We start from the raw sequence: 26,958 nt of genomic DNA on the forward strand, positions 1-26,958 counted from the left end.
TTAAAATGGGTTTTCGTATAAATACTAATGTGGCATCTTTAAATGCTCAAAACAATGCAAATTTAAACTCAAGAGCATTAGATAGCTCTCTAAGCAGATTAAGTTCAGGTCTTAGAATCAACTCTGCAGCAGATGATGCTTCAGGTATGGCTATAGCAGATAGCTTAAGATCGCAAGCTAATACTTTAGGTCAAGCTATAAGCAATGGTAATGATGCTTTAGGTATTTTACAAACAGCTGATAAGGCTATGGATGAGCAGCTTAAAATCTTAGATACTATCAAAGTAAAAGCTACTCAAGCAGCACAAGATGGACAAACTACCAAAACAAGAAATATGCTTCAAGCTGATATTAATCGTTTGATGGAGCAACTTGATAATATTGCAAATCAAACTTCATTTAACGGAAAGCAGCTATTAAGCGGTGGTTTTGTAAATCAAGAATTCCAAGTAGGTGCACAGTCAAATCAGTCTATCAAAGCAAGTATTGGTTCAACTCAAAGTTCTAAAATAGGTGTAACTAGATTTGAAACAGGCTCTATGGCAAGAGAAAGTGGTGTAGCTCAGCTTACTATTAAAAATTATAATGGTATAGATGATTTTAAATTCCAGCCTGTAGTGATTTCTACTTCGGTAGGAACAGGACTTGGTGCTTTGGCTGAAGAGATTAATAGAGTTTCTGATATCACAGGGGTTAGAGCAAATTTCTTAGTTGAAACTACGGGTGTTGGCAATATTAAAGCAGGAAAAACTAGTCAAGATTTTTCTATTAATGGAGTAAGAATTGGTGAGGTTGAATATAAAGATGGCGATGAAAATGGAGCTTTAATCTCAGCAATTAACTCAGTTAAAGATACTACAGGAGTAGAAGCCTCTAAAGATGCTAATGGTAGACTTGTATTAACTTCAAGAGATGGTAGAGGTATAGAAATAGGCGGTAGCATAGGTGCTGGTGCTGGAATTTTAAATAAAGATTATAACAATTATGGTCGTTTATCTTTAATTAAAAATGATGGCAAGGATATATTAATATCAGGAAGTGGACTTAGCTCTATAGGTATGGGTGCAGCTGATATGATTTCTCAAGCTTCTATATCTTTAAGAGAATCAAAAGGCAACATTGATACCCATGTAGCCGATGCTATGGGCTTTAATGCTTATAAGGGTGGTGGCAAAATGATTTTAACTCATGCTTCTGTTTCTGCATATATGAGTTCAGCAGGTAGTGGTATGAGTGCTGGTTCAGGTTTTTCAGTAGGTAGTGGTAAAAATATGTCCTTAGTGTATAATTCTACTGAAGCTATTGCTTATGTTACGGCTTTTTCGGCTGCTTTTGGAGTAAGTGCTAAAGGCGATGGATCTTCTCAATTTGCTAATTTTGCAACTAGTGCTGGATCTTTAAGTATAGCGGGTAAAGATCAGGAAGCTGGCGTTACCACACTTAAAGGTGCTATGGCTGTGATGGATATAGCTGAAACTGCTATTACTAACCTTGATAAAATTAGAGCTGACATTGGTTCTGTGCAAAATCAAATCACAGCTACACTAAATAACATCAGTGTAACCCAAGTAAATATCAAATCAGCTGAATCAAATATCAGAGATGTAGACTTTGCAGCAGAAAGTGCAAACTTTGCTAAGCATAATATCCTAGCTCAAAGTGGATCTTATGCTATGAGTCAGGCTAATGCTGTGCAACAAAATGTAATGAGATTATTACAATAGTTAAGAAATCTAAAACACCTTGAATTTTCAAGGTGTTTCTTTAAAACAACTCTTTAAAACAACTCTTTAAAACAACTCTTTAAAACAACTCTTTAAAACAACTCTTTAAAACAACTCTTTAAAACAACTCTTTAAATTTGGAACATTTATTGCTTTAAAAGTTCTAAGCAATATTTTGAAAGGATTTAAAATGGGTTTTAGAATAAACACCAACATAGGTGCAATGAATGCACATGCAAATTCAACTATCACAGCAAGAGAGCTTGATAAGTCTTTATCAAGACTTAGTTCAGGTCTTAGAATCAACTCTGCAGCAGATGATGCTTCAGGTATGGCTATAGCAGATAGCTTAAGATCACAAGCTGCAACTTTAGGTCAAGCGATAAATAATGGTAATGATGCTATAGGTATTTTACAAACAGCTGATAAGGCTATGGATGAGCAGCTTAAAATCTTAGATACTATCAAAGTAAAAGCTACTCAAGCAGCACAAGATGGACAAAGTACTAAAACAAGAAATATGCTTCAAGCTGATATTAATCGTTTGATGGAAGAGCTTGACAATATAGCTAACACCACAGCTTTTAATGGCAAACAACTTTTAAGCGGAAACTTTATAAATCAAGAATTCCAACTAGGTGCACAGTCAAATCAAACCGTAAAAGCTAGTATAGGGCCAACTCAAAGTTCTAAAATAGGTGTAACTAGATTTGAAACAGGTTCTCAAGCTAAAGATAGTGGTATAGCTCAACTTACTATTAAAAATTATAATGGGGTAGATGATTTTAAATTCCAGCCTGTAGTGATTTCTACTTCGGTAGGAACAGGACTTGGTGCTTTGGCTGAAGAGATTAATAGAGTTTCTGATATCACAGGGGTTAGAGCAAATTTCTTAGTTGAAACTACGGGTGTTGGTCCTATAAAAGCTGGTGTTACGAGTGATGATTTTGCTATAAATGGAGTGAAGATAGGTAGAATAGAGTATCAAGATAGTGATCAAAATGGCTCTTTAGTAGCTGCTATAAATTCGGTTAAAGACAGCACAGGAGTAGAAGCCTCAAGGGATGCTAATGGTAGACTTGTATTAACTTCAAGAGATGGTAGAGGTATAGAAATAGGCGGTAGCATAGGTGCTGGTGCTGGAATTTTAAATAAAGATTATAACAATTATGGTCGTTTATCTTTAATTAAAAATGATGGCAAGGATATATTAATATCAGGAAGTGGACTTAGCTCTATAGGTATGGGTGCAGCTGATATGATTTCTCAAGCTTCTATATCTTTAAGAGAATCAAAAGGTAGAATTGATACCCATGTAGCCGATGCTATGGGCTTTAATGCTTATAAGGGTGGTGGCAAAATGATTTTAACTCATGCTTCTGTTTCTGCATATATGAGTTCAGCAGGTAGTGGTATGAGTGCTGGTTCAGGTTTTTCAGTAGGTAGTGGTAAAAATATGTCCTTAGTGTATAATTCTACTGAAGCTATTGCTTATGTTACGGCTTTTTCGGCTGCTTTTGGAGTAAGTGCTAAAGGCGATGGATCTTCTCAATTTGCTAATTTTGCAACTAGTGCTGGATCTTTAAGTATAGCGGGTAAAGATCAGGAAGCTGGCGTTACCACACTTAAAGGTGCTATGGCTGTGATGGATATAGCTGAAACTGCTATTACTAACCTTGATAAAATTAGAGCTGACATTGGTTCTGTGCAAAATCAAATCACAGCTACACTAAATAACATCAGTGTAACCCAAGTAAATATCAAATCAGCTGAATCAAATATCAGAGATGTAGACTTTGCAGCAGAAAGTGCAAACTTTGCTAAGCATAATATCCTAGCTCAAAGTGGATCTTATGCTATGAGTCAGGCTAATGCTGTGCAACAAAATGTAATGAGATTATTACAATAGTTAAGAAATCTAAAACACCTTGAATTTTCAAGGTGTTTCTTTAAAACAACTCTTTAAAACAACTCTTTAAAACAACTCTTTAAAACAACTCTTTAAAACAACTCTTTAAAACAACTCTTTAAAACAACTCTTTAAATTTGGAACATTTATTGCTTTAAAAGTTCTAAGCAATATTTTGAAAGGATTTAAAATGGGTTTTAGAATAAACACCAACATAGGTGCAATGAATGCACATGCAAATTCAACTATCACAGCAAGAGAGCTTGATAAGTCTTTATCAAGACTTAGTTCAGGTCTTAGAATCAACTCTGCAGCAGATGATGCTTCAGGTATGGCTATAGCAGATAGCTTAAGATCACAAGCTGCAACTTTAGGTCAAGCGATAAATAATGGTAATGATGCTATAGGTATTTTACAAACAGCTGATAAGGCTATGGATGAGCAGCTTAAAATCTTAGATACTATCAAAGTAAAAGCTACTCAAGCAGCACAAGATGGACAAAGTACTAAAACAAGAAATATGCTTCAAGCTGATATTAATCGTTTGATGGAAGAGCTTGACAATATAGCTAACACCACAGCTTTTAATGGCAAACAACTTTTAAGCGGAAACTTTATAAATCAAGAATTCCAACTAGGTGCACAGTCAAATCAAACCGTAAAAGCTAGTATAGGGCCAACTCAAAGTTCTAAAATAGGTGTAACTAGATTTGAAACAGGTTCTCAAGCTAAAGATAGTGGTATAGCTCAACTTACTATTAAAAATTATAATGGGGTAGATGATTTTAAATTCCAGCCTGTAGTGATTTCTACTTCGGTAGGAACAGGACTTGGTGCTTTGGCTGAAGAGATTAATAGAGTTTCTGATATCACAGGGGTTAGAGCAAATTTCTTAGTTGAAACTACGGGTGTTGGTCCTATAAAAGCTGGTGTTACGAGTGATGATTTTGCTATAAATGGAGTGAAGATAGGTAGAATAGAGTATCAAGATAGTGATCAAAATGGCTCTTTAGTAGCTGCTATAAATTCGGTTAAAGACAGCACAGGAGTAGAAGCCTCAAGGGATGCTAATGGTAGACTTGTATTAACTTCAAGAGATGGTAGAGGTATAGAAATAGGCGGTAGCATAGGTGCTGGTGCTGGAATTTTAAATAAAGATTATAACAATTATGGTCGTTTATCTTTAATTAAAAATGATGGCAAGGATATATTAATATCAGGAAGTGGACTTAGCTCTATAGGTATGGGTGCAGCTGATATGATTTCTCAAGCTTCTATATCTTTAAGAGAATCAAAAGGTAGAATTGATACCCATGTAGCCGATGCTATGGGCTTTAATGCTTATAAGGGTGGTGGCAAAATGATTTTAACTCATGCTTCTGTTTCTGCATATATGAGTTCAGCAGGTAGTGGTATGAGTGCTGGTTCAGGTTTTTCAGTAGGTAGTGGTAAAAATATGTCCTTAGTGTATAATTCTACTGAAGCTATTGCTTATGTTACGGCTTTTTCGGCTGCTTTTGGAGTAAGTGCTAAAGGCGATGGATCTTCTCAATTTGCTAATTTTGCAACTAGTGCTGGATCTTTAAGTATAGCGGGTAAAGATCAGGAAGCTGGCGTTACCACACTTAAAGGTGCTATGGCTGTGATGGATATAGCTGAAACTGCTATTACTAACCTTGATAAAATTAGAGCTGACATTGGTTCTGTGCAAAATCAAATCACAGCTACACTAAATAACATCAGTGTAACCCAAGTAAATATCAAATCAGCTGAATCAAATATCAGAGATGTAGACTTTGCAGCAGAAAGTGCAAACTTTGCTAAGCATAATATCCTAGCTCAAAGTGGATCTTATGCTATGAGTCAGGCTAATGCTGTGCAACAAAATGTAATGAGATTATTACAATAGTTAAGAAATCTAAAACACCTTGAATTTTCAAGGTGTTTCTTTAAAACAACTCTTTAAAACAACTCTTTAAAACAACTCTTTAAAACAACTCTTTAAAACAACTCTTTAAAACAACTCTTTAAAACAACTCTTTAAATTTGGAACATTTATTGCTTTAAAAGTTCTAAGCAATATTTTGAAAGGATTTAAAATGGGTTTTAGAATAAACACCAACATAGGTGCAATGAATGCACATGCAAATTCAACTATCACAGCAAGAGAGCTTGATAAGTCTTTATCAAGACTTAGTTCAGGTCTTAGAATCAACTCTGCAGCAGATGATGCTTCAGGTATGGCTATAGCAGATAGCTTAAGATCACAAGCTGCAACTTTAGGTCAAGCGATAAATAATGGTAATGATGCTATAGGTATTTTACAAACAGCTGATAAGGCTATGGATGAGCAGCTTAAAATCTTAGATACTATCAAAGTAAAAGCTACTCAAGCAGCACAAGATGGACAAAGTACTAAAACAAGAAATATGCTTCAAGCTGATATTAATCGTTTGATGGAAGAGCTTGACAATATAGCTAACACCACAGCTTTTAATGGCAAACAACTTTTAAGCGGAAACTTTATAAATCAAGAATTCCAACTAGGTGCACAGTCAAATCAAACCGTAAAAGCTAGTATAGGGCCAACTCAAAGTTCTAAAATAGGTGTAACTAGATTTGAAACAGGTTCTCAAGCTAAAGATAGTGGTATAGCTCAACTTACTATTAAAAATTATAATGGGGTAGATGATTTTAAATTCCAGCCTGTAGTGATTTCTACTTCGGTAGGAACAGGACTTGGTGCTTTGGCTGAAGAGATTAATAGAGTTTCTGATATCACAGGGGTTAGAGCAAATTTCTTAGTTGAAACTACGGGTGTTGGTCCTATAAAAGCTGGTGTTACGAGTGATGATTTTGCTATAAATGGAGTGAAGATAGGTAGAATAGAGTATCAAGATAGTGATCAAAATGGCTCTTTAGTAGCTGCTATAAATTCGGTTAAAGACAGCACAGGAGTAGAAGCCTCAAGGGATGCTAATGGTAGACTTGTATTAACTTCAAGAGATGGTAGAGGTATAGAAATAGGCGGTAGCATAGGTGCTGGTGCTGGAATTTTAAATAAAGATTATAACAATTATGGTCGTTTATCTTTAATTAAAAATGATGGCAAGGATATATTAATATCAGGAAGTGGACTTAGCTCTATAGGTATGGGTGCAGCTGATATGATTTCTCAAGCTTCTATATCTTTAAGAGAATCAAAAGGTAGAATTGATACCCATGTAGCCGATGCTATGGGCTTTAATGCTTATAAGGGTGGTGGCAAAATGATTTTAACTCATGCTTCTGTTTCTGCATATATGAGTTCAGCAGGTAGTGGTATGAGTGCTGGTTCAGGTTTTTCAGTAGGTAGTGGTAAAAATATGTCCTTAGTGTATAATTCTACTGAAGCTATTGCTTATGTTACGGCTTTTTCGGCTGCTTTTGGAGTAAGTGCTAAAGGCGATGGATCTTCTCAATTTGCTAATTTTGCAACTAGTGCTGGATCTTTAAGTATAGCAGGAAATGATCAAACTCCAGGTGTTACTACTCTTAAAGGTGCTATGGCTGTGATGGATATAGTAGAAACCGCTACAGCAAATCTAGACGCCATTAGAGCTGATATTGGTGCGGTGCAAAATCAAATCACAGCTACACTAAATAACATCAGTGTAACCCAAGTAAATATCAAATCAGCTGAATCAAACATCAGGGATGTAGACTTTGCAGCAGAAAGTGCAAATTTCTCTAAATACAACATCTTAGCTCAAAGTGGATCTTATGCTATGAGTCAGGCTAATGCTGTGCAACAAAATGTTTTAAAACTCTTACAATAAATCCAAATAATATAAGGCAGTTTTGCCTTATATTAAATTTCTTTTTTCTAAAATATCTTGTAAAGGTATAATGGCTATTTTTAAAGCTTTTTCTTGGACTAAAGCTAACTCGCTGATTTCTTCTAACCAAGATTTATGTGCTGTAATCCAAGCAACAAGTTTATTTTGTTTATCGCTATCATTGTGCATAGGGTTAACATAAATTTTTGAAAAATTGCTTTCAAGATGAAATAAAGAAGGACTTAAAACTTCTCTTAAGAAAATGTATTTATTGCTTTCTATAGTCTCTTTTAGTTGATCTATTTTTGTATTTAACTCATGTAAAGTATAATGTGTTTTGCTTTGATAGTTTAATTCTTTATGTAATTTTTTACAAATTTTTAAGAATTTTTCATTAGCTTTTATATTTTGTTTGATTTGTTTGTAAGCTTTTAACATAAGCTCTTGGCTATCTTTGCGTTTTGGTGGATTTAGTTTTGGAAAAGGTTTTTTTACCTCATCTTTTAAAAGCTCTTTACAAATTTCTTTAAAAGGTTTTTCTATAGTTCCTTCTATCCTTGCCCCACCTTCTGTGGCATTGTAAATTTTTGCTTTTGTTTGTTTATGAAATAAACTTTCAAAAATTTGCTTAAATAACATCCAAACTTCTGAACTTTGCACATAAGTTTTTCCACCATAAGCTAAGGTTTCAAATTTTCCATGATCGCGTTCAAAATCTCCTTCGTGATAACTTTCATGTAAAAATCCTTCACTATGAGATTTTCCATCATCACTATAAGCTAAATCTTGTCCTATTAAGATGATATTTTCATGCCCTAGTAAAAGTGCTAGTTCATAGTTTAAATGTGCTACACTCATTCCACCGCTTACATAGCCAAAATCATGTAATCCTAAAGAATAAGCAAAAGGTAATGATCTTGAAACTAAAATATATTTTCTTTTATTTTTTTCTAAAAATTTTATACTATCTTTATATACTAGTGAAACTAAAATAAAAGTAATGTCTTTATCAAAGTCTTTAAAATCATTGTCAAAGCATTTTGATACCACACCATCTCTTTCTAGCATACAAACATAATCAGGTTTTATACCCGCCTTTGCTAAGATAGGATAAGCGCTATCAGCACAAAATATAGTAGCTTTATTAGCATATTTTTTAAGTAAAGGAAGTTGTTTTTTTAAAGAAGGTCCAGTAGCTACCAATATAGCATTTTTGCTTTTATTTGATCTTTTTTTCTTAAATTCGCTAAAACTTGGATGTGTAAGCATTTTAGGTAAATTTAGAACAAATTGCTCTATGCCTTGCATAGCATCAATTGGATCATTTCCTCTTCTTAAAGCAATATTTTTAATAACTTTGGAATTTAAATCATTTATGTTTTTAATTTCTTCTTTTTGTCTTTCTTCATAAAATTCGCAATGAATATGTAGAGTGTAAGTTTTTAAAAATAAATTTAAAAAAGAGCACAATGTATCAGCTTTTGTATAGTTAAATTCCTTTGTATGGATTAAAATAAATCTATCTTCTAAAAGTTCTTTGGAAAAATCTATCATATTAAAAACTAAAAATATTAACTCAATGTCTTTTTCATATACAATAACTTTTTTATGTTCTTTATTTGCAAGTAAACTTTTGTAAAATATACCATTGCCTAATCCATAGAAAAAAAGTATAGGGTATCTTAAGTATTCTTTATTAAATAGCTCAATTTTTTCTTGTAGTTCTTTTAAAGGATTTATATATAAATTTTTTATATTTTTATAACATATATTACAATTTAAAGGATCTTTATCAAAAACATAAATATAATCTTTAGCTTCTTTTATTCTACCTAATTTTCTTTTTAGTGTTTGATATTCACTTCCTTTTAAGGCTTTTAAATTTTTTTTAAAAATCTCTGTTTTCATTTTTATCCTTTTTGATTAAAAAAATAATATCGTCATTTTTTAATATATTTTTCTAAATTATTTTTAGTCAGAATGTCTTTTATAAAACATTTTTTGTTTAAAAGAATTATTTCTAATTTTTTTAGGGTGATAATAATGAGTTGAAAGTATTCTAAATGAGAGTTGATCCAAAATTTACTTTTTTCTTTTTGCATTTGTTGGCTTTTTGGGATTATTACAAAAATTTTTGCAAGATGAAAGCGTAGTTGATCTAAATAACAAGCGAGCAAAAGTCTTATTAAAGCATTATCTTTAAAATCATCAAGATCAAACTCGTCTAGATATTGCAATGTAATATTTGCATCAGATGAATTGTTGATAAAATTGATTATATTTTGATACTTTTTTAAGTATTTTTCTATATCTTCTAATAATTTAATTAATTTATGATAGGTCTTTAGCAAATATTCTTGTTTTTTATCCGGGGTAAAGTTTTCTAAAATAGGAAAATCTTTTTCAATTTTTTCTTTTAAAAACTCTTTACAAATTTCTTTAAAAGGTTTTTCTATAGCTCCTTCTATCCTTGCTCCACCTTCTGTGGCATTGTAAATTTTTGCTTTTGAATTTGTGATTAAATATTCAAGATTAGTTTTAAACATATCCCAAGTTGTATTTGAAGTAATGTGTTTATTGCCACCATAAGCCATAATATTTATCTTTTCTAAATTACTATCACTAGTAGCGGTATATAGATAGTTTTTAGGATGAGATTCTCCAATGTCATTATAAGCTAAATCTTGTCCTATAAAGAATATATTTTTAAAATTTAATAGATTGGCAAATATAAAAGCTAAATGTGCAACAGAAATCGCTAAATCAACATAACCAAAAGCATTTAAACCAAAATAAGTTTCAAAAGTTTCTTTTGAGAAAAAAACATATTTTCGCTTATTTTTGTCTAGGTACTTTATGGTATTTGAGTGAGTTAGTGAAGCAATAATAAATAAAATATCTTTATCAAAATCATCAAAATTATTATTAAAAAATTCACTTGCAAAATCTATTCTTTCAACAGAAAAAACATAATCAGGCTTGATATTTTCTTGATATAAAATAGGATAAGCACTATCAGCGCAAAAAATTACCACATTATCTTGATACTGTTTGAGTAAAGGTAGCTGCTTGCTTAAAGATGGTCCAGTAGATACTATGATTGCATTTTTACTCAATGTATTTCTTTTATTTAGCAATTCTTTTAAGCAAGGTTTTGAAAGCATTTTTGGAATATTTTCCATGAATTGTTCTATCCCTTGTAAAGTATCTTTAGTGTCTGTTCCTTTTATAGTTGCAATAGATCTTATACAAGAGAGTATTTTTTGATTTAAATTTAAGATATCATTTGCAAATCTTTCATAGTATCTAGAATGTATTTCTAAAAAATATGTTCTTATAAATTCTCTAAAAGGATTTCTTGACATTAAAGAAAGTAATGCAGAATTTGGCATATTGCATTGTGCTAAAATTAGTTTATTTGTTTTTAATTCTTTTGAAAAATCTATATGAAAAAACAAGCTATATATTAATTCCAAGTTGTCTTCAAAAACTATGATATGCTTTAAATTTGGATTTTGCAAAAGAGCTTTATATAAAATTCCATTTCCAAATCCAAAAAAATAAAGCACAGGATATAATTTATACATTTGATCATATTTTGCCAGCATAGTATTTAATTCTAAAATAGGATTTTCATAAATTACCCCCCCCCGCTTATCTTTAATATTAATATCTAAAGAATCGTTTCCTTGTATTATTATATATGGTGTTTTTTTGATGTTTTTAAAAAGTTTTTGAAAAGATGGGTTAAGGGATTGGATATTTTTCTTAAAAAGCTCATGATTCATAATTATGCCTTTAAATTTTCTTTTATAGTTTTATTATAATTTTCAAGATATAAAATAATCTCATCAAAAAAATCGATTTGTTGTTCTAAGAAAGATTTTGTATTTTTTTCTTTTTCAACTTTGTATTTTAAAACCTCACATTCATTTTGAAAGCATCTAGCTTGTAAAATATCTGAAAAAAATTCACTTTTTGGGAGCTTAAGTCTTAGTTTTTCTAATCTTTCTAAGCTTTTATCTTTAATAGCTTTTTTACATTCATTGATAAAAATTTCACTTTGTTTTATTTGTTTGTTGAGTTTTTCTTTGCATTGTTTTAGTTTTTTTTGTGGATTTTTTGCTTTTGTTAAAATAATATTTTTTTCAATTTTTTCTTTTAAAAACTCTTCACAAATTTCTTTAAAAGGTTTTTCTATGGTTCCTTCTATCCTTGCCCCACCTTCTGTGGCATTATAAGTTTTGATTTTTAATATATCTCTAGCTAGAGCTATATCTTTTTCAAAACTTTTTAAAAACAAATACCATGTGAGTTGTGTTTTTACTTCTTTATTGCCTCCATATGCACAGATTGTTTTATAAACAACTTCTTCGTCTCCTTGATCACCATATAAATGTTCTTTTGGGTGAGACTTTCCATCATCACTATAAGCTAGATCTTGCCCTATTAAAATAATATTTTCAAATCTTAAAGCTCCAGCTAACTCATAAGCCATATTAGCAACACTCATGCCATTTCCCAAAAAACCATATTCATTTAAGCCAAGTTTGCTTTCAAAAAACAAAGGTCTTAAAACAAGCATATAATTTCTATTATTTTTTTCTAAATATTCTATGGTTTTAGGATGAGTTAAAGAAGCTATGATAAATAATATATTTTTATCAAATTCTCCAAAATCATTATTAAAAAATTCGCTAGTAAAATCTACTCTTTCTAGTGAAAAGACATAATCAGGCTTAATTCCCTCTTTGGCTAAGATAGCATAAGAGCTATCAGCACTAAAAATCACAACATTTTCTTGGTATTTTTTTAAAAGTGGAAGTTGTTTCATCAAAGAAGGACCTGTTGAAACTATAATGGCATTTTTTGCTTTTGCTTTTCTATCTTTTATTAGATTTTTAAAAGGCGTATGAGTGATGATTTTTTCTAAATTTATAATATTATGTTTTATTCCTAGCAAAGCATCTTTTGGGTCATTTCCACGAGCAAGCATTAGTGTTTTTATGAGATTTAATAAAATTTGCATCACATTTTGAGCATTGGGTGTATAAAAATTAATATAAAAATCATTATAAAAATGAAAATTGAAAATTTTCAGCGTATGTTTGATTTGCGGATAATTAAATAAAACTTTAAGTTGAGCGGTGTTGATATTTGGTGTAAAAAACAAAATAAGTTTTTCTTTTCTAAGAAGTGTGGTAAAATCAATCATATGAAAAGCTAGATATAAAATTTCTAATTCTTCTTCAAAAATAACAATATGTTTTAAATTCTGATTTTTTAAAAGTTCTATAAAAAATTTTCCATCGCCAAAACCATAAAAAAATAATACTGGATATAATTGAAATTTATCATAATCAAAAGAATGATTTTCATCTAAAAAAACTTGATTTTGCAAATCAAAAATTTTATTTTCTATGATTTTAAATTTATGATTTTGAGTGATTTTTCTCAACTCATAAGCTAGTATTTGATCTACTTCAAAAAGAGCTTGGGTGTTTTTTAAAAATAATTCTTTATTCATTTAAAGTCCAAATTTTTATTTTATTATATCAAAATTACTATATTTTATAAAAACATTAAAACAAGGTATTTTTTATCCTTGAAATTTGTTTTTGGAGATTTTTATTTATCAATTCTTTTTCTAAATTTGTAATATTTTTTTCTAGACTTTCTTGTAATTTTTTTATATGACCTATTATAAGTTCTAACCATTCTAAGTGTTCTTTAATCCAAAGATAATTTTTGTTAAAAACATCTTCTTTTGTTTTTGGGTTAAGTACATAAATTCTGGCAAGATTAAGCTCAAATTGAGTGTTTAAAGGATTAACTAATTCTTTTAAAACATTTATTTTTTCAAATTTAGTTTTAAAACAATCTAATTCTTTAATCAATAATGAAAAATTCTTTTCATCATTTCCTATAAAATTTAGTTTGTTTGATAAGTGAATGCATTCTTTGATTAAAGTGTGGCTTAGTTTTAAAACTTGATGAATTTTGTAAAATGCTTTTAACATTAATTCTTTTTGCTTGTTCTCATTTAATTTTTCAAGTTTAGCAAAAGGTTTTTTGAGTTCTTTTATTAGTAGTTCTTTGCATACTTGCTTAAATGGTTTTTCTATGGTATGATTAATTCTGGCTCCACCTTCGGTGCAATTATAGGTTGTGATATTAAGAAATTTCTTTGCATTAAAAACAGCTTCTTCTATTTGGGTTTTAAAAAGTATCCAAATTTCATTTGTTTTTACATAATGATTCCCATTGTAAGCTAATGTTGTTAAGCTATAATCAATTTCTTGAGGATCATAAGTATCATATTTTCCATAGTAATATTCTTCAGGATGTGAAGCTCCATCATCAGCATAAGCTAAGTCTTGGCCTATAAATATAATGTTTTCAAAATCTAAATTTAGGGCTAAAAAATATGCCATAGTCGCTACACTGTGCCCCATATCCATATAGCCAAAATTATGCAGCCCTATAAAGTGTGTAAAAAAAGTATAATAATTAATTAAAGTTGTTTTTCTATATTTGCTTTTAAGATGTTTAAATGTAATAGGATGGATTAAAGATTTTAAAACAAACACTATATTCTTATCAAAATCACCAAAATCATTATTAAAAAATTCTGAAGTTTCTATTATTCTTTCTAAAGATAATACATAATCAGGTTTTATATTGTGTTTTGCTAGTATAGGATAAGCACTATCAGCACAAAATATACTAGCATAATTAGCATATTGCTTTAATAAAGGAAGTTGTTTTATTAGTGATGGTCCTGTAGAAACTATGATTGCGTTTTTTGCTTGTTTTTTTCTTTTTAAAAGTAATTCTTTGAAAGAATAATTTGAGATAATATCAGGAAGATTGTAAACAAAATTTTCTATACCTTGTAAGGCATCAATGGAATCGTTTCCATATCTGAAAATAGATTTTTTTATGTATATTTGCATGTTTTTATTGGTTTGTATAATATCTTCTTGATATTTTTCATAATAATCGCAGTGCAAATCTAAAAAATATGTTCTTAAAAAATTAAAAAAAGGACTATTTGAACAAATTTCTTCAAAAATATTAACATCGATCGCGCTGGTATCTAAAATAATCAAAGAATTATTTTCTAATTCCTCACTAAAATCTATACATTGAAAACTTAGATAAATAAATTCTATTTCTTTTTCAAAAATAACTATTTTTTGTCTATTTTTGTTTTGTAAAAGGGCTTTATATAAAATTCCATTACCAAAACCATAAAAATAAAGCACAGGATATAAAAGATATTTATCATTATATAAGTTTAGTTTTTCATTTAACTCATTAAGAGTATTGCTATATAGTGTATACCCCCCCCATGATGTATAAAATTAATATCTAGGGAGTCTTTTCCTTGTAGAATTTGGAAATTTTGGGGTTTAAAATTTTCTAATTTTTCTTTTAATTTTTTATTTTTTAAAGCTTCTAAATTTTTATTAAAAATATGTTTTTCCATGATTATTCCTTGAAATGTTTTTCTTCTAAAGCTTTAGCAAATTCTATATCACAACTTGCTTTTTTACCAAGCATGATAGGTAAAAATTTAGGATGCAAACCTAGGCTTGGTCTTACGCTTTTTATATTTTCTTGTGTGAAAATATCACCTTTTTTGATGTCTTTGCTTGCGTATAAACTTCTTGCAAAATGGCGGTTTTTTAAAGTTTTTTCATCCATGCTAAATTCTTTGTTTCCTAAAGCTTGCTCGCTTAAACGCACCATAGAACACATTTGCTTAAACTCCTCAAAATCAAGACTAAATTTAGCATCAGCACTATTTAAAGTTTTGTCTAATATAAAATGTTTTTCTATGACTCTTGCGCCAAGAGCTACGGCTAAAGTTGGTGCTAAAAATCCCTCGCTATGATCACTTAAACCAATAATAGTGTTAAATTTTTCTTGTAAAGTTTTTATGACATTTAAATTTAAATCACAAATTTGTGAAGGATAAGCCGAGGTGCATTTAAGCAAAATCAAATTCGGATTGTTTTCTTCTTTAAAAATTTTAACAATCATTTCAAGTTCTTCTTCATAGGCTATGCCTGTAGAAACTAAAGTAGGTTTGTTTTCTTTTGCTACATAACGCACAAAATCATAATCATTTGCTTCAAAGGAAGCGATTTTATAAGCTGGGGGATTAAATTGCCTTAAAAAATTTACATCTTCCTTAGAAAAAGGACTAGAAAAGCAAATTAAACCTTCATTTTTAGCACATTCAAAAAGTTTTTCATGCCACTCATAAGGAGTTTTAGCTTCTTCGTAGAGCTCATATAATTTGCGTCCATGCCATAAACCACCTTCAATAATAAAATCTTTTTTGTCAGAATTTAGTGTTAAGCTATCTGGGGTATAGGTTTGAATTTTTATAGCATCAGCTCCTGCTTGTTTGGCTGCTTGTATAGTTTTCAAAGCTATTTCAAGATTATTTGCATGATTGGCTGAAAGTTCAGCGATGATGAAAACTTTTTCATTTGTGTTAAAATTTTCTATAAACATTAAAAAACCTTTTTTAATTTAAATAAAAATTTACTATATTTTATATTTTAATTATTAATTATGATTAAAGGTTTATTTAGTAAAATAAATTTATTATAAAGTTATCTAAGGAAAAAACTATGACTAAAACACTAGAATATTCGATTTATCACTTTTGTGAACACATTTTAAAACTTAAAATTACACCAACAAGCGTGATTAGAGGCGAGCTTTATGGGGCTTCTATACCTTTGTATTTTAAAGATGAAGAATATAGTTTTTATCTGTTTTTTCAAAAAAAGGCTCTTAATGAGATTGCGCAATTTTTATTGCATGAAGAGTTAAAAGAAGATGATCTAGCAGATTTAGTAAAAGAAGTAGCTAATCAAATTATAGGTTATGCCAAAAAATTACTTAATGACACTAATGGCAAAGATGAGTATCGTTTGGGTGTTCCTGAATATTTAGGACGTATTGACGGATTTTCAAAAATCAAACTCAAAGAAAAATTTACTTATGAAATGAAAAATGCTCGTTTTAGAATAGGTTATAAAAAATTATGATAGAAGATCATTTAGGATTGTTGCAATCTTATGAAGATATTTTAGATATTAGCGTTGATTTTGTTAGTGAGCTTGGTACTACTAATATGAGCGTAAGAGAGCTTTTAAAGCTAGAAGTTGGTTCTGTGATAGACCTTGAAAAGCCAGCGGGTGAAAGCGTGGAACTTTATTTAAATAGAAGAATTTTTGGAAAAGGTGAGGTAATGGTGTATGAGAAAAACCTTGCTATAAGGATTAATGAAATTTTAGATTCTAAATCAGTATTGCAGTATTTCAAAAAAGAATTGCAATGAAATTTATTTGGATTTTACTACTTGCTTTACCTCTTTTTGGGGCAAAAATTCTTGATTACAATATTTATCCAAGAGAAGATAGGGTGGATATTACTTTTTCATTTGATGTTCCTTATAAAGAAGGTATTAGTCAAAAGAAAAAAGATGGTATTATTATTTTTACTTTAAATGCTAAAAGTGCAAAAGAGGAAGATAGAGCGTTAAATTCTGATATTATAAAAAAAATTAAAATTTTTTCAGAAGATAAAAAAACTTTTATAGCTTTAAGTGTAGGCGATAAAATACAAATTACCGCTGATGCGATTGGTGAATATGGTTTAAGATTGCGTGCTCAAAAAGAAGGTGTAAATTTAAGTACTAAAAAAAGCTTAGAGGAAAAAAATGAGGAAATAAAAATGCAAGAATATGATTTTACAAATTATATTTTAGTTGTAAGCGTTTTGATACTTTTGCTTGTTGGACTTTGGTTTTTAAAAATATATCTAAGACAAAAACACCCTTTAGATAGGAATTTTAATTTAATCTTTCAAAGACCACTTGATAGACACAATCAACTTGTAGTTTTTGAATATGGTTTAAAGCGTTATACTATGATTATAGGAAATTCTAATGTAGTATTAGAAACAAATGAAGCTTTGATAAAAAATGAAGAACAAAACAAAGCACCTCAAAAGCCAAAAGAAAAAGATTTTGACTCTTATTTTGAAGAAAATAAACAAAGATTGCAAAATTTACTTTTAAAACAAAATAATTAATTTTGCTGATTAAAAGCCAAAATGATAAGTTTTGGCTTTGAAATTTTTTTGATTTCTTCTTTCGAAAAATAAATTTGTTTTTTAGTCGAGTATATATACAAAGTATGATTTTTTAGCGTGAAATCAAGATTCTCATCAGTGTCTTTTGCAAGTTTTTTTGATAAAGCTAAAATAAAATTAAGCCAAGCTAATATGTGATTATTTGGTAGTAAATCTTTTATATTTTCTATCGCAAATGGATTGATTTTTTTTCCATTAGCTTTTAAAATAGTAGAAATTAATAAAATTTCTTTATGTGAAAAACCAAAATGCAGGCTATTTAGAGCTATATAAGCACTATGTTCATTGGCAAAATAAAAATTAATTCTTTCGCCTATATGCGATAATTTTGCAGCATTTATAAGATCTTTTTTAAAAGCAAGATTAATTTTATGGATAGGTAAAAGGGCATCAAATAATTTATTTGCAAAATAAGCACTTTTATCATTATAATCTATACTAAAACGATCTTGTATAGATTTTAAGCTTGGATTGAAATTCGGAGGAAATTTGGCATTAAATTTTGAAAAATCCGTTGTTTCATTTTTTATTTTAGTATATTTTTGAAAAAGATTAGATAAAAATACACCTTCTCTAACACCCACTGCAGAGGTGATGATATTTTTAGCTTTTAAATTTTTTGCTAGTGCTAAAAATATCACACATCCTTCTTTTATAGTATCAAAACGATCTTTTTTTATGTTAAAATCATTTAAATTTTTGGCATTTTGAATTTTTTCTATGTGATTTTTTTCTTTTTCAAAACTATAACTAAAATTATGAATCATTTTTAACGGGTAAGAGTTTTTTTTCATTATAGAATTTGACAATGCCCTTAAACTTCCACCTATGGCAATGATATTTTCATTTTGAAAATGCTTTGGAACTTGTTTTAGTGCTTCTTGTATAAATTGGTCTAGTGCATTAAATTTTTTTGTATCGTAAAAAATTTCTTTTAATCTTACTGTGCCAAGATCAAGTGAAATACAATCTACAATCCTACCTTCTTTGATTAAACAAAGCTCAGTCGATCCTCCACCTATATCTATAGTGGTGGCATTTTGAATATCTGATAGTAAATTTAGCGCAGCAAGCCCACCTAAAAATGACTCTGTTTTTCCATTAATACATTTTATATTTAAACCTACATTTTTTGCTATTCTAGCTATGAAATCTTTAGCATTGGGTGCATCTCTTAATGCAGAAGTTCCAACAGCAATAATTTTTCTACATTTTTCTTTTAAAGCTTTTTCCTTAAAATAAGTCAAAGCTTTTTCGGCTTTAAGCATGGCTTCTTCTTGAAGAATTTTATTATTATTGTAAGCATTTTCTCCAAGTCTTACTTTCTTTTTGTGCTCACTACAAATGAAAAAACCATATCTTGAGGTTTTTTCAAAAACTACCATACGAACGGAATTAGAGCCAAGGTCAATTACTGCTGTTTTTTTAGCCATTAAATATCTTTATTTTTATGTTTTAAGCGAAGCTCATCAATGCTTTCTACATTATCAGGATCAGGTATGATACAATCTACTGGACAAGCTACTATACAAGCTGGTTCTGAAAATTCATTCACACATTCAGTACAAAGATCAGGATCTATGACATAAATTGGATCATTATCATAGATTGCTTCATCGGGACATTCTTCCCTACATGCATCACAGGATATGCATTCTCTAGTGATTAAAAGTGACATATTTTTTTCCTTTTTATAAGTAATAAAGCAAACTTATACTATATAAAAACTTATAGGTAATTTAAAATGAAAGAAAAAACAAAATCTACTTTTTAGAATGATTAAATCATTCTAAAATTTTAGTTAGTTTTTTTAGGAAAACAAAAACGATACCCTCTACGACGCACGGTTTCTATGGTAGAGATGTTAAGCGGTTTATCCATTTTTTGTCTTATTTGATTGATTGCAACCTCTATAACATTTGGAGTTACAAGTTCAGGTTCTTCCCAAATAGCATCTAAAAGTTGTTCTTTTGACACAATCTGATCTGAATGTCTAGCTAAATGAGTTAAAACTTCAAAAGGTTTTCCTTTTAATTCTATATCTTTTCCTTGATAAGTGATTTTTTCTTCATCAGGATCAATCACTAAATCATCGATTTTGATCACATTTGTTCCGCCAAATCTAAGTCTAGCTTCAATTCTCGCCATTAAAATTTCAAAATCTAAAGGTTTTTTTATATAATCATCTGCTCCAGCTTTCAAAGCTTTGATTTCATTTTCTTTATCTGCTTTTGCGCATATTGTAACTATAGCGGTTCTTGGAGATTTTTGCTTAATGGCATTAATTAAATCACTTGCGTCATTATTGCCAATAGTCCAATTTGATAATACTAAATCATAGTGTCTAATACCTATAAAATACTCAGCGTCTTTAAAATTTTCTGAAGTATCACTTTGGTAGCCAAACTCATTTAAGGTATTTGATAGAGTTTTATTAAGTGATGCTTCATCTTCTACAACTAAAATACGCATTTTATTCCTTTGAAGATAGTTTTAGTGCAAAAGTATAACACAAATTAAGCAAATGTTCAAAATTCTTTAAAAAAATTTTAATATTTTTTACTCAGACTAGCTCCAACGCATGCATTTTTGATAATATCAGGTTTGTAACAAGTGATATTTATAAATTTAAGCTTTTTATTATGTTTTTTAATATCCTTGCATATGTATTTTAAAGATTTTTCTATAGTTTTAAATTTTTTCTTTTTATAAATTTTTTCTATTCTAATACAAAGTTTTGCATAATCTAAAAATTTTTTACTTTTAGCTTCTAGTTCTATAATAACTTTTTGTTCTTGAATTCTTTCAAAATCCAAAAGCCCTATAATACATTTAAATTCTAAACTGACTTTTATATGACTTTGCATTCTTGTTTTCCAATAAGCCTTAAAATATTTGGTATATGTTTATAAATTACTATAAATGCAATAACAAAAATTGGTGCATGGGTGTTGATCACAGGCATGTCATAATGAAAAATAAATGAAGTAGCTATTAAAACAATTAAAGCTCCTAATGAAGCTAAGCTTGAAATTTTAAATACCTTTCCTATGATAAACCAAGCTAAAACCGCAGATATTATTTCAAAAGGTAAAAATACTGCTAAAACCCCAGCCCCTGTAGCCACTCCTTTACCACCTTCAAATTTTAAATAAGGAGAAAAGCAGTGCCCAAATACTGCTAAAACAGCCATAGTCCATAAGATATTTTCATCATAGCCCATAAATTTTGCCACTAATATAGGTATGATTCCTTTTAATGCGTCTAAAATAGCGGTTGCAATAGCAAGTATTTTAGCTAGTTTAGGATCGCTTTCTTTTACTACCCTTAAAACATTTGTAGCGCCTATACTTTTACTACCCATATTTTTAATGTTTGTTTTAGCAAAGATTTGAGCTAGTAAAAGCCCAAATGGTATAGCGCCTATGAGATAAGCTAAAAGATAGATTATTAAATTTTCCATTTACTTTTCCCTAAGATTTTTGTAAAACTCTGTAATAATAGCAAAAAACCCTGAAATAAATATTTAAGAGATATTTTCTCCTATAATAATTTTTATTGTTAAATATAAATTTTTTATATTATTTAAAGAAAATTATAGATATATTTTCAATAAGTTTATTTTAAATAGGCTTTATTTTATCTTATTTAGGAGTAGATAATGAAAAAAATTTCATTATTAGTTGCATCATTATTAGTTGCATCAACTGCTTTTGCTAACGATAAAGCTTTGCTTGATGAAGCAAAAGCTGCAGGTTTGGCACCTTTACCAAAAGATCAGACAGGTGTTGAAAAACTATTAAAAGAAATGGGTATTAAAGCTAGTAAATTCTCTAAAGAGAAAGCTAACCTTGGTAAAAAGCTGTATTTTGAGCCAAGACTTTCTAAAAGTGGTTTGATTTCTTGTAATACCTGTCATAATTTAGGTATGGGTGGTACTGATGGTATAGCGGCTGCTGTAGGACATAAATGGACAGCTAATCCTCATCATTTAAATTCGCCAACAGTTTATAACTCAGTTTTAAATTCAACTCAATTTTGGGATGGTAGAGCAGGAACTTTAGCAGATCAAGCAAAAGGACCAATTGAAGCAGAACCTGAAATGGCAACTCCTGCTAAATTAGCAGTAGAAAAAATAGCTTCTATGCCAGAATATGTAAAAGAATTTAAAAAAGTTTATGGTAGCAGTGGAGTAACTTTTGATAATATTGCAGATGCTATTGCTACATTTGAAAGAACACTTTTAACTCCATCTAAATTTGATAAATTCTTAGAAGGTGATACAAAAGCATTAAATAAAAAAGAAAAAGAAGGTTTGAAAACTTTCATCGATAAAGGCTGTACAGCTTGTCATACAGGAGTAAATTTAGGTGGTAGTATGCAGGCTTTCCAAGTAGCAGCTAAATATAAATTTGCAAATGTAGGAGATTTTAAAGGTGATGCAAATGGCTTAGTTAAAACTCCAACCTTAAGAAATATTGCTGAAACTGCTCCGTATTTTCACAATGGTGCTATTTGGTCTTTACAAGAAGCAATCAAAGAAATGGGCAGTGTGCAACTTGGCATAGAAATTTCTGATAAAGAAGCAGCTTCTATAGAAACTTTCTTACATGCCTTAACAGGTAAAAAACCAAGCATTACTTACCCTCAACTTCCAAAAGCAACTGAAAAAACTCCAAAACCAGAGCTTTAATTTAAATCTTAAGACGCTTTTTGCGTCTTAAGCTTACTTTATATAAAATCAAGATATAATTACTGCTTTTAGCCATTAAAGCTTTCTAAATTTATGTTTATGCATAATGCTTTATGGTGCTACCAAAATATTTTAAGAAAGGATAGCTGTATGTATGCTATTATAAAACACAGTGGAAAACAATACAGAGTAAGCCAAGGTGATGAGCTTAAACTAGATCGTTTTGAAGCTGAAGCAAAATCAAGCATAGAGGTAAGTGAAGTTCTTGCTATATGCGATAAAGAATTAAAGGTAGGTGCGCCGTTTGTTGCGGGTGCAAAAGTTGTTTTAGAAGTGATTGCTCATGGAAAAGACAAAAAAGTTGTAATTTATAAAAAAAGACGCAGAAAAGACTCAAAATTAAAACGCGGTTTTAGAAGACAATTTACTCGCGTTAGAGTAGTAGATATTAAAGCTTAAGGAGTAAAGAATGGCACACAAGAAAGGTCAAGGTTCAACTCAGAATAATCGTGATTCTATAGGTCGTCGTCTAGGTGTTAAAAAATTTGGTGGAGAATTTGTTCGCGCTGGCAACATCATCATCCGCCAAAGAGGAACAGCAACTCATGCGGGTAATAATGTAGGCATAGGAAAAGATCATACAATTTTTGCTTTAATTGATGGTTTTGTAAAATTCGAAAGAAAAGATAAAAATAGAAAAAAAGTTTCTGTTTATCCTGCATAATTTTAAGGCTACTTTGTAGCCTTTTTCTTCTTTTTAATCTTAATATATTAAAAAAAATATAATATTATTTTAAAAATTTATATTTTGGTGATTGTATGTTTATAGATAATGTGAAATTAGTTTTAAGTTCAGGTAATGGTGGCAAAGGTGCTGTGAGTTTTCGCCGTGAAAAACATGTTCCACTCGGTGGGCCTGATGGTGGCGATGGTGGAAATGGCGGCGATGTATATTTTATATGTGACAATAATACCCATACGCTAGCACACTTTAAGGGTAAGAAAGAACTTAAAGCACAAAATGGCCAGCCAGGCCTAGGTCGTAATAAAAACGGCAAAAGAGGGGAGAGCTTAGAATTAATCGTCCCTCAAGGCACTCAAGTAATTGACGCACAAAGTGGGGAAGTTTTACTTGATATGCTAGTAGAAGGCCAAAAAGAATTATTTTTAAAAGGCGGTAAAGGTGGTCTTGGTAATACTCATTTTAAAAACTCTACTAATCAACGCCCAGATTATGCCCAACCGGGTGTGGCAGGAAAAACCTTAAGTGTGCGCTTAGAATTAAAACTCATAGCAGATGTTGGACTTGTGGGCTTTCCAAATGTAGGAAAATCCACTCTTATAAGCGTAGTATCTAATGCAAGACCTGAAATAGCTAATTATGAATTTACTACTTTAACTCCAAAACTTGGTATGGTTGAAGTAGATGATTATAATTCTTTTGTGATGGCAGATATCCCAGGTATTATAGAAGGTGCAAGCGATGGTAGGGGTTTGGGACTTGAGTTTTTAAGACACATAGAAAGAACTTCTTTTTTGCTTTTTGTGCTTGATCCATTAAGAGATATGAGCTTAAAAGAGCAATTTTGTATTTTAAGAAAAGAATTGGAAAAATTTTCAAGCAAACTTTATGCAAGAAATTTTGGCTTAATGCTTTCAAAAAGTGATAGCGTAAATTTAGGCGAAGAATTTGCACAAAAAATGGAAGAAGATTATAATGAGCTAAAAGCTTATTTGCAAAGTCAAAATAATCCACAAAGCTTTTTTGTTAAAGTATCAAGCCTTGAAAAAACCGGACTTAAAGAGCTTAAATTTATGCTTTTAGAAGAAGTTAAAAAAATTAGAAGTCAAAATAATCTTTGATGAGTGAAAATTTAACTATAGATTTTATTCAAGAATATATCAAGTCTAATTTTAAAGGCTTGGTATATAAATTTACTTATAAAGAACATAGCTTTTTTTATAATCCCGATAAGGTTTTAAAAAACGGAGTTTATTTTTGCACTATTAAAGAAAATGATGGCATAAATGATAAAGCTTCGAATTTAAATAGAGAAGGTGTATTTCGTCTAAGTTGCTCTCTTTGTGATCAAGATTACCAAAATCTTTTTGGTAAAAAACCTAAAAAAGCTTTAAAGGGTGAGGTTGTTAGTTTAAATTATGATTTTTCTATGCTTGATTTTATCATGCCTCATCCAATTTATGCTTATATGGGATATATTTGCATCAACAACCCTTCTAGAAAAAATTTTGAAATTTTTAAAGATTATCTTGAGCTTTCATATCAAAAAGCTATAAAAACTTATAAAAAAAGGATAGTGGTATTATGAAAAATATCATTTTTATGGGAACTCCATCTTATGCAACTTGTATTTTAAAAGAGCTTGTTGACAAAGGGTTTAATATCCAAGCTTTATTTACTCAACCTGACAAACCTGTGGGTAGAAAGCAAATTCTAACTCCAAGTGATACTAAAAAATTTATTTTAGAAAATAATTTAAATATAGAAATTTTCACTCCAAAAGACTTAAAAGATGAAAACATAACTAATAGAATAAAAAGCCTAAAACCTGATTTTATAGTTGTTGCTGCTTATGGGAAGATTTTACCAAAAGAAATTTTAGATATTGCTCCTTGTATCAATTTGCACGCTTCCTTACTTCCTAAATATCGCGGGGCTTCGCCTATACAAAGCGCTATTTTAAATGGGGATAAAATAAGCGGGGTTTGTACTATGCTTATGGAAGAAGGGCTTGATAGTGGTGCAATCTTAGAAAGTATAGAATGTGATATCGCAGGTAAAAATTCAGCTGAAGTGTTTATTATGCTTTCAAATTTAGCTGCTAAACTTACTGTTTCTACGCTTTTGAATTTTGAAAAAATTATCCCAAAAAAACAAGATGAAAATTTAGTTACACATTGTAAAAAAATCAAAAAAGAAGATGGCTTGATTGCTTTAAATAATGCAAATGAAATTTATCAAAAATTTTTAGCTTTTACACCTTGGCCTGGAATTTTTTTAGAAAATGGTTTGAAATTTTTAGATATAGAATTAGTCGATAGTGAAAAAACTCAAAAATCAGGCGTGATTTTACAAATAGAAAAGGAAGGCTTTTTGCTTTCATGTAAAAAAGGTGTTTTAAGGATTAAAAATTTACAAGAAAGTGGAAAAAAGGCTTTAGACGCTAAGACTTATTTAAATGGAAAAAGGTTAAAACTTGGAGATAGTTTATTTTGATGAGCTTGAATCAACTCAAATTTATTTAAGTGATAAAATTCGTAGTGGAGAAATTACTAACAATACAGCCATTTGTACTTTTATCCAAAGTGCTGGTATAGGTAGTAGGGACAATACTTGGCAAAGTAAGCAAGGAAATTTACATGTATCTTTTTGCATAAAAACTCAAGAATTAGCACAAGATCTTCCTTTGGCTTCTGCTAGTATATATTTTGCATTTTTAATGAAAGAAGTATTGCAAAGAAAAAATTCTAAAGTATGGATTAAATGGCCTAATGATTTTTATATAGAAGATAAAAAAATAGGTGGATTGATGAGTTCTAAAATCAATGATTTTTTGGTTGTAGGAATAGGGATTAATCTTAAATATGCTCCATTTAATGCTGAAATTTTAGATATAGAAGTAGATATAGCAAAACTTTTAAATGAGTATTTTTCTTATGTAGATGAGAAAATTTTATGGAAGAATATTTTTAGCAAGTATATGCTAGAATTTGAAAAATCAAGAAATTTTTTTATACATAATGAAGGTAAGATTTTATCTTTAAAAGATGCTTTGTTGTATAAAGATGGTTCTATATTGTTAGATAATAAAAGGATATATAGTTTAAGATGAGTGAGATAATAACTATTGCAAATCAAAAAGGCGGGGTAGGTAAAACTACTACCGCTATTAATCTAGCGGCTTCTTTAGCAGTAGCTGAAAAAAAGGTTCTTTTGATAGATATTGATCCACAAGCTAATGCTACAACAGGACTTGGTTTTAATAGAAGTAATTATGAGTATAATATTTACCATGTTTTTATAGGCAGGAAAAAACTTTCTGAAATCATTTTAAAAACTGAACTTCCACAATTATACTTAGCTCCATCAAATATTTCTTTGGTTGGAATTGAACAAGAAGTAGTAAAAGAAAGCGGAGAATATAGAACGATTTTAAGAGAAAAAATCAAAGAAATTGCTAAAGATTATGATTTTATTATCATTGACTCACCTCCTGCACTTGGAAGCATTACGGTAAATGCTTTTGCAGCAAGTGATAGTGTTATTATCCCTATACAATGTGAATTTTATGCGCTTGAGGGTGTTGCGATGGTTTTAAACACCATAAAATTTGTGAAAAAAACTATCAACCCAAAGTTAAAAATAAAAGGTTTTTTACCAACTATGTATAGCTCACAAAATAATCTTTCAAAAGATACCGTGGAAGATTTAAAGCAAAATTTCAAGCAAAAGCTATTTAGAACAGGTGATAATGAAGATGATTTTATCATCATACCAAGAAATGTAAAACTTGCTGAAAGTCCAAGTTATGGAAAACCTATTATACTTTATGATATAAAATCCCCAGGTTCAGTAGCATATCAAAATTTAGCACATTCTATATTAGGATAAAA

26 protein-coding genes are annotated in these 26,958 nt (G+C 29.8%); 15 read left to right on the top strand and 11 right to left on the bottom strand.

Going from position 1 to position 26,958, the window contains the following annotated elements:
* Window positions 1-5: 5 nt before the first annotated feature.
* The 4 genes from L8U04_RS04710 to L8U04_RS04725 all read left to right on the top strand — a co-directional run bounded on the left by L8U04_RS04710 (window position 6) and on the right by L8U04_RS04725 (window position 7,451).
* Window positions 6-1,724 carry a flagellin A gene (locus L8U04_RS04710; protein WP_263709542.1) on the top strand — a complete coding sequence of 573 codons (1,719 nt, stop codon included), beginning with the start codon at window positions 6-8 and terminating at the stop codon, window positions 1,722-1,724.
* Between the two features lie 190 nt (window positions 1,725-1,914).
* Window positions 1,915-3,633, top strand: coding sequence for a flagellin A (locus tag L8U04_RS04715; protein WP_263709543.1), 1,719 nt, complete (start codon window positions 1,915-1,917; stop codon window positions 3,631-3,633).
* A 190-nt stretch (window positions 3,634-3,823) separates the two neighbouring features.
* Window positions 3,824-5,542, top strand: a complete 1,719-nt coding sequence (locus tag L8U04_RS04720) for a flagellin A (protein ID WP_263709543.1) — start codon at window positions 3,824-3,826, stop codon at window positions 5,540-5,542.
* A gap of 190 nt (window positions 5,543-5,732) precedes the next feature.
* Window positions 5,733-7,451, top strand: coding sequence for a flagellin A (locus L8U04_RS04725; RefSeq protein ID WP_263709544.1), 1,719 nt, complete (start codon window positions 5,733-5,735; stop codon window positions 7,449-7,451).
* Window positions 7,452-7,478: 27 nt separating this feature from the next.
* Here the strand turns inward: L8U04_RS04725 and L8U04_RS04730 are convergent, their stop codons facing one another.
* From L8U04_RS04730 to pseI, 6 genes are read right to left on the bottom strand one after another with little or no spacing between them, the layout of a single operon-like run.
* A complete protein-coding gene (locus L8U04_RS04730; RefSeq protein ID WP_263709545.1) occupies window positions 7,479-9,359 on the bottom strand; it encodes a motility associated factor glycosyltransferase family protein in 1,881 nt (626 codons plus the stop codon).
* A gap of 32 nt (window positions 9,360-9,391) precedes the next feature.
* Window positions 9,392-11,239, bottom strand: coding sequence for a motility associated factor glycosyltransferase family protein (locus L8U04_RS04735; protein WP_263709546.1), 1,848 nt, complete (start codon window positions 11,237-11,239; stop codon window positions 9,392-9,394).
* Between the two features lie 2 nt (window positions 11,240-11,241).
* Window positions 11,242-12,978 (bottom strand): motility associated factor glycosyltransferase family protein, encoded by a 1,737-nt coding sequence (locus tag L8U04_RS04740; protein WP_263665827.1) that lies wholly within the window; start codon window positions 12,976-12,978, stop codon window positions 11,242-11,244.
* A 55-nt stretch (window positions 12,979-13,033) separates the two neighbouring features.
* Window positions 13,034-14,719, bottom strand: a complete 1,686-nt coding sequence (locus L8U04_RS04745; RefSeq protein WP_412175294.1) for a motility associated factor glycosyltransferase family protein — start codon at window positions 14,717-14,719, stop codon at window positions 13,034-13,036.
* Between the two features lie 44 nt (window positions 14,720-14,763).
* A complete protein-coding gene (locus tag L8U04_RS08365; RefSeq protein ID WP_373416666.1) occupies window positions 14,764-14,943 on the bottom strand; it encodes a hypothetical protein in 180 nt (59 codons plus the stop codon).
* Between the two features lie 2 nt (window positions 14,944-14,945).
* A complete protein-coding gene (pseI, locus tag L8U04_RS04750) occupies window positions 14,946-15,980 on the bottom strand; it encodes a pseudaminic acid synthase (RefSeq protein WP_263659705.1) in 1,035 nt (344 codons plus the stop codon).
* A gap of 119 nt (window positions 15,981-16,099) precedes the next feature.
* Here pseI and L8U04_RS04755 point away from each other — a divergent pair, with 119 nt between their 5' ends.
* The 3 genes from L8U04_RS04755 to L8U04_RS04765 are packed head-to-tail and all read left to right on the top strand — an operon-like array spanning window position 16,100 to window position 17,570.
* Window positions 16,100-16,522 (top strand): chemotaxis protein CheX, encoded by a 423-nt coding sequence (locus L8U04_RS04755; RefSeq protein WP_133319685.1) that lies wholly within the window; start codon window positions 16,100-16,102, stop codon window positions 16,520-16,522.
* Window positions 16,519-16,815, top strand: coding sequence for a flagellar motor switch protein FliN (gene fliN, locus L8U04_RS04760; RefSeq protein WP_133319684.1), 297 nt, complete (start codon window positions 16,519-16,521; stop codon window positions 16,813-16,815). The genes L8U04_RS04755 and fliN overlap by 4 nt, the downstream gene beginning before the upstream one ends.
* Window positions 16,812-17,570 (top strand): hypothetical protein, encoded by a 759-nt coding sequence (locus tag L8U04_RS04765; RefSeq protein ID WP_263659706.1) that lies wholly within the window; start codon window positions 16,812-16,814, stop codon window positions 17,568-17,570. The genes fliN and L8U04_RS04765 overlap by 4 nt, the downstream gene beginning before the upstream one ends.
* On the opposite strand, the gene L8U04_RS04770 is transcribed toward L8U04_RS04765, so the two are convergent.
* From L8U04_RS04770 to plsY, 5 genes are all read right to left on the bottom strand, one after another.
* A complete protein-coding gene (locus L8U04_RS04770; protein ID WP_263669753.1) occupies window positions 17,567-19,063 on the bottom strand; it encodes a Ppx/GppA phosphatase family protein in 1,497 nt (498 codons plus the stop codon). The genes L8U04_RS04765 and L8U04_RS04770 overlap by 4 nt on opposite strands.
* Complete coding sequence (locus tag L8U04_RS04775; protein WP_012660922.1) at window positions 19,063-19,308, bottom strand: YfhL family 4Fe-4S dicluster ferredoxin; 246 nt, start codon at window positions 19,306-19,308, stop codon at window positions 19,063-19,065. Before L8U04_RS04775 ends, L8U04_RS04770 begins: the two co-directional genes overlap by 1 nt.
* A gap of 119 nt (window positions 19,309-19,427) precedes the next feature.
* Window positions 19,428-20,102: a homeostatic response regulator transcription factor HsrA gene (gene hsrA / locus L8U04_RS04780; RefSeq protein WP_133319681.1), complete on the bottom strand. Its 675-nt coding sequence runs from the start codon at window positions 20,100-20,102 to the stop codon at window positions 19,428-19,430.
* A gap of 77 nt (window positions 20,103-20,179) precedes the next feature.
* Window positions 20,180-20,497, bottom strand: a complete 318-nt coding sequence (locus tag L8U04_RS04785; protein ID WP_133319680.1) for a dihydroneopterin aldolase — start codon at window positions 20,495-20,497, stop codon at window positions 20,180-20,182.
* Window positions 20,482-21,093 (bottom strand): glycerol-3-phosphate 1-O-acyltransferase PlsY, encoded by a 612-nt coding sequence (plsY, locus tag L8U04_RS04790; RefSeq protein ID WP_263659709.1) that lies wholly within the window; start codon window positions 21,091-21,093, stop codon window positions 20,482-20,484. Before plsY ends, L8U04_RS04785 begins: the two co-directional genes overlap by 16 nt.
* Before the next feature lie 198 nt (window positions 21,094-21,291).
* Between plsY and L8U04_RS04795 the strand changes: the two genes are divergently transcribed.
* The 8 genes from L8U04_RS04795 (at window position 21,292) to L8U04_RS04830 (ending at window position 26,956) form a co-directional block, all read left to right on the top strand.
* On the top strand, window positions 21,292-22,323 hold the full coding sequence (locus L8U04_RS04795; RefSeq protein WP_263661646.1) for a cytochrome-c peroxidase: 1,032 nt from the start codon (window positions 21,292-21,294) through the stop codon (window positions 22,321-22,323).
* Window positions 22,324-22,473: 150 nt separating this feature from the next.
* Window positions 22,474-22,782, top strand: a complete 309-nt coding sequence (gene rplU, locus L8U04_RS04800) for a 50S ribosomal protein L21 (RefSeq protein WP_263659711.1) — start codon at window positions 22,474-22,476, stop codon at window positions 22,780-22,782.
* Window positions 22,783-22,792: 10 nt separating this feature from the next.
* A complete protein-coding gene (gene rpmA / locus L8U04_RS04805; RefSeq protein WP_039649045.1) occupies window positions 22,793-23,047 on the top strand; it encodes a 50S ribosomal protein L27 in 255 nt (84 codons plus the stop codon).
* 95 nt (window positions 23,048-23,142) lie between these two features.
* A complete protein-coding gene (gene obgE / locus L8U04_RS04810) occupies window positions 23,143-24,186 on the top strand; it encodes a GTPase ObgE (RefSeq protein WP_263660718.1) in 1,044 nt (347 codons plus the stop codon).
* Window positions 24,186-24,653 (top strand): DUF6194 family protein, encoded by a 468-nt coding sequence (locus tag L8U04_RS04815; RefSeq protein WP_133319675.1) that lies wholly within the window; start codon window positions 24,186-24,188, stop codon window positions 24,651-24,653. The genes obgE and L8U04_RS04815 overlap by 1 nt, the downstream gene beginning before the upstream one ends.
* Complete coding sequence (gene fmt, locus L8U04_RS04820; protein WP_263709547.1) at window positions 24,650-25,561, top strand: methionyl-tRNA formyltransferase; 912 nt, start codon at window positions 24,650-24,652, stop codon at window positions 25,559-25,561. The genes L8U04_RS04815 and fmt overlap by 4 nt, the downstream gene beginning before the upstream one ends.
* Window positions 25,542-26,177, top strand: a complete 636-nt coding sequence (locus tag L8U04_RS04825) for a biotin--[acetyl-CoA-carboxylase] ligase (RefSeq protein WP_263660720.1) — start codon at window positions 25,542-25,544, stop codon at window positions 26,175-26,177. Before fmt ends, L8U04_RS04825 begins: the two co-directional genes overlap by 20 nt.
* Window positions 26,174-26,956 carry a ParA family protein gene (locus L8U04_RS04830; protein ID WP_012660935.1) on the top strand — a complete coding sequence of 261 codons (783 nt, stop codon included), beginning with the start codon at window positions 26,174-26,176 and terminating at the stop codon, window positions 26,954-26,956. The genes L8U04_RS04825 and L8U04_RS04830 overlap by 4 nt, the downstream gene beginning before the upstream one ends.
* The last annotated feature ends 2 nt before the right edge of the window (window positions 26,957-26,958 follow it).

The organism is Campylobacter sp. IFREMER_LSEM_CL908 (assembly GCF_025771545.1).
GTDB lineage: Bacteria > Campylobacterota > Campylobacteria > Campylobacterales > Campylobacteraceae > Campylobacter_D > Campylobacter_D lari_D.

Bases quoted from the DNA above. Each gene is read 5' to 3' on its own strand.
- L8U04_RS04710 (WP_263709542.1), top strand. From the start codon at position 6: ATGGGTTTTCGTATAAATACTAATGTGGCATCTTTAAATGCTCAAAAC.
- L8U04_RS04715 (WP_263709543.1), top strand. From the start codon at position 1,915: ATGGGTTTTAGAATAAACACCAACATAGGTGCAATGAATGCACATGCA.
- L8U04_RS04720 (WP_263709543.1), top strand. From the start codon at position 3,824: ATGGGTTTTAGAATAAACACCAACATAGGTGCAATGAATGCACATGCA.
- L8U04_RS04725 (WP_263709544.1), top strand. From the start codon at position 5,733: ATGGGTTTTAGAATAAACACCAACATAGGTGCAATGAATGCACATGCA.
- L8U04_RS04730 (WP_263709545.1), bottom strand. From the start codon at position 9,359: ATGAAAACAGAGATTTTTAAAAAAAATTTAAAAGCCTTAAAAGGAAGT.
- L8U04_RS04735 (WP_263709546.1), bottom strand. From the start codon at position 11,239: ATGAATCATGAGCTTTTTAAGAAAAATATCCAATCCCTTAACCCATCT.
- L8U04_RS04740 (WP_263665827.1), bottom strand. From the start codon at position 12,978: ATGAATAAAGAATTATTTTTAAAAAACACCCAAGCTCTTTTTGAAGTA.
- L8U04_RS08365 (WP_373416666.1), bottom strand. From the start codon at position 14,943: ATGGAAAAACATATTTTTAATAAAAATTTAGAAGCTTTAAAAAATAAA.
- pseI (WP_263659705.1), bottom strand. From the start codon at position 15,980: ATGTTTATAGAAAATTTTAACACAAATGAAAAAGTTTTCATCATCGCT.
- L8U04_RS04755 (WP_133319685.1), top strand. From the start codon at position 16,100: ATGACTAAAACACTAGAATATTCGATTTATCACTTTTGTGAACACATT.
- fliN (WP_133319684.1), top strand. From the start codon at position 16,519: ATGATAGAAGATCATTTAGGATTGTTGCAATCTTATGAAGATATTTTA.
- L8U04_RS04765 (WP_263659706.1), top strand. From the start codon at position 16,812: ATGAAATTTATTTGGATTTTACTACTTGCTTTACCTCTTTTTGGGGCA.
- L8U04_RS04770 (WP_263669753.1), bottom strand. From the start codon at position 19,063: ATGGCTAAAAAAACAGCAGTAATTGACCTTGGCTCTAATTCCGTTCGT.
- L8U04_RS04775 (WP_012660922.1), bottom strand. From the start codon at position 19,308: ATGTCACTTTTAATCACTAGAGAATGCATATCCTGTGATGCATGTAGG.
- hsrA (WP_133319681.1), bottom strand. From the start codon at position 20,102: ATGCGTATTTTAGTTGTAGAAGATGAAGCATCACTTAATAAAACTCTA.
- L8U04_RS04785 (WP_133319680.1), bottom strand. From the start codon at position 20,497: ATGCAAAGTCATATAAAAGTCAGTTTAGAATTTAAATGTATTATAGGG.
- plsY (WP_263659709.1), bottom strand. From the start codon at position 21,093: ATGGAAAATTTAATAATCTATCTTTTAGCTTATCTCATAGGCGCTATA.
- L8U04_RS04795 (WP_263661646.1), top strand. From the start codon at position 21,292: ATGAAAAAAATTTCATTATTAGTTGCATCATTATTAGTTGCATCAACT.
- rplU (WP_263659711.1), top strand. From the start codon at position 22,474: ATGTATGCTATTATAAAACACAGTGGAAAACAATACAGAGTAAGCCAA.
- rpmA (WP_039649045.1), top strand. From the start codon at position 22,793: ATGGCACACAAGAAAGGTCAAGGTTCAACTCAGAATAATCGTGATTCT.
- obgE (WP_263660718.1), top strand. From the start codon at position 23,143: ATGTTTATAGATAATGTGAAATTAGTTTTAAGTTCAGGTAATGGTGGC.
- L8U04_RS04815 (WP_133319675.1), top strand. From the start codon at position 24,186: ATGAGTGAAAATTTAACTATAGATTTTATTCAAGAATATATCAAGTCT.
- fmt (WP_263709547.1), top strand. From the start codon at position 24,650: ATGAAAAATATCATTTTTATGGGAACTCCATCTTATGCAACTTGTATT.
- L8U04_RS04830 (WP_012660935.1), top strand. From the start codon at position 26,174: ATGAGTGAGATAATAACTATTGCAAATCAAAAAGGCGGGGTAGGTAAA.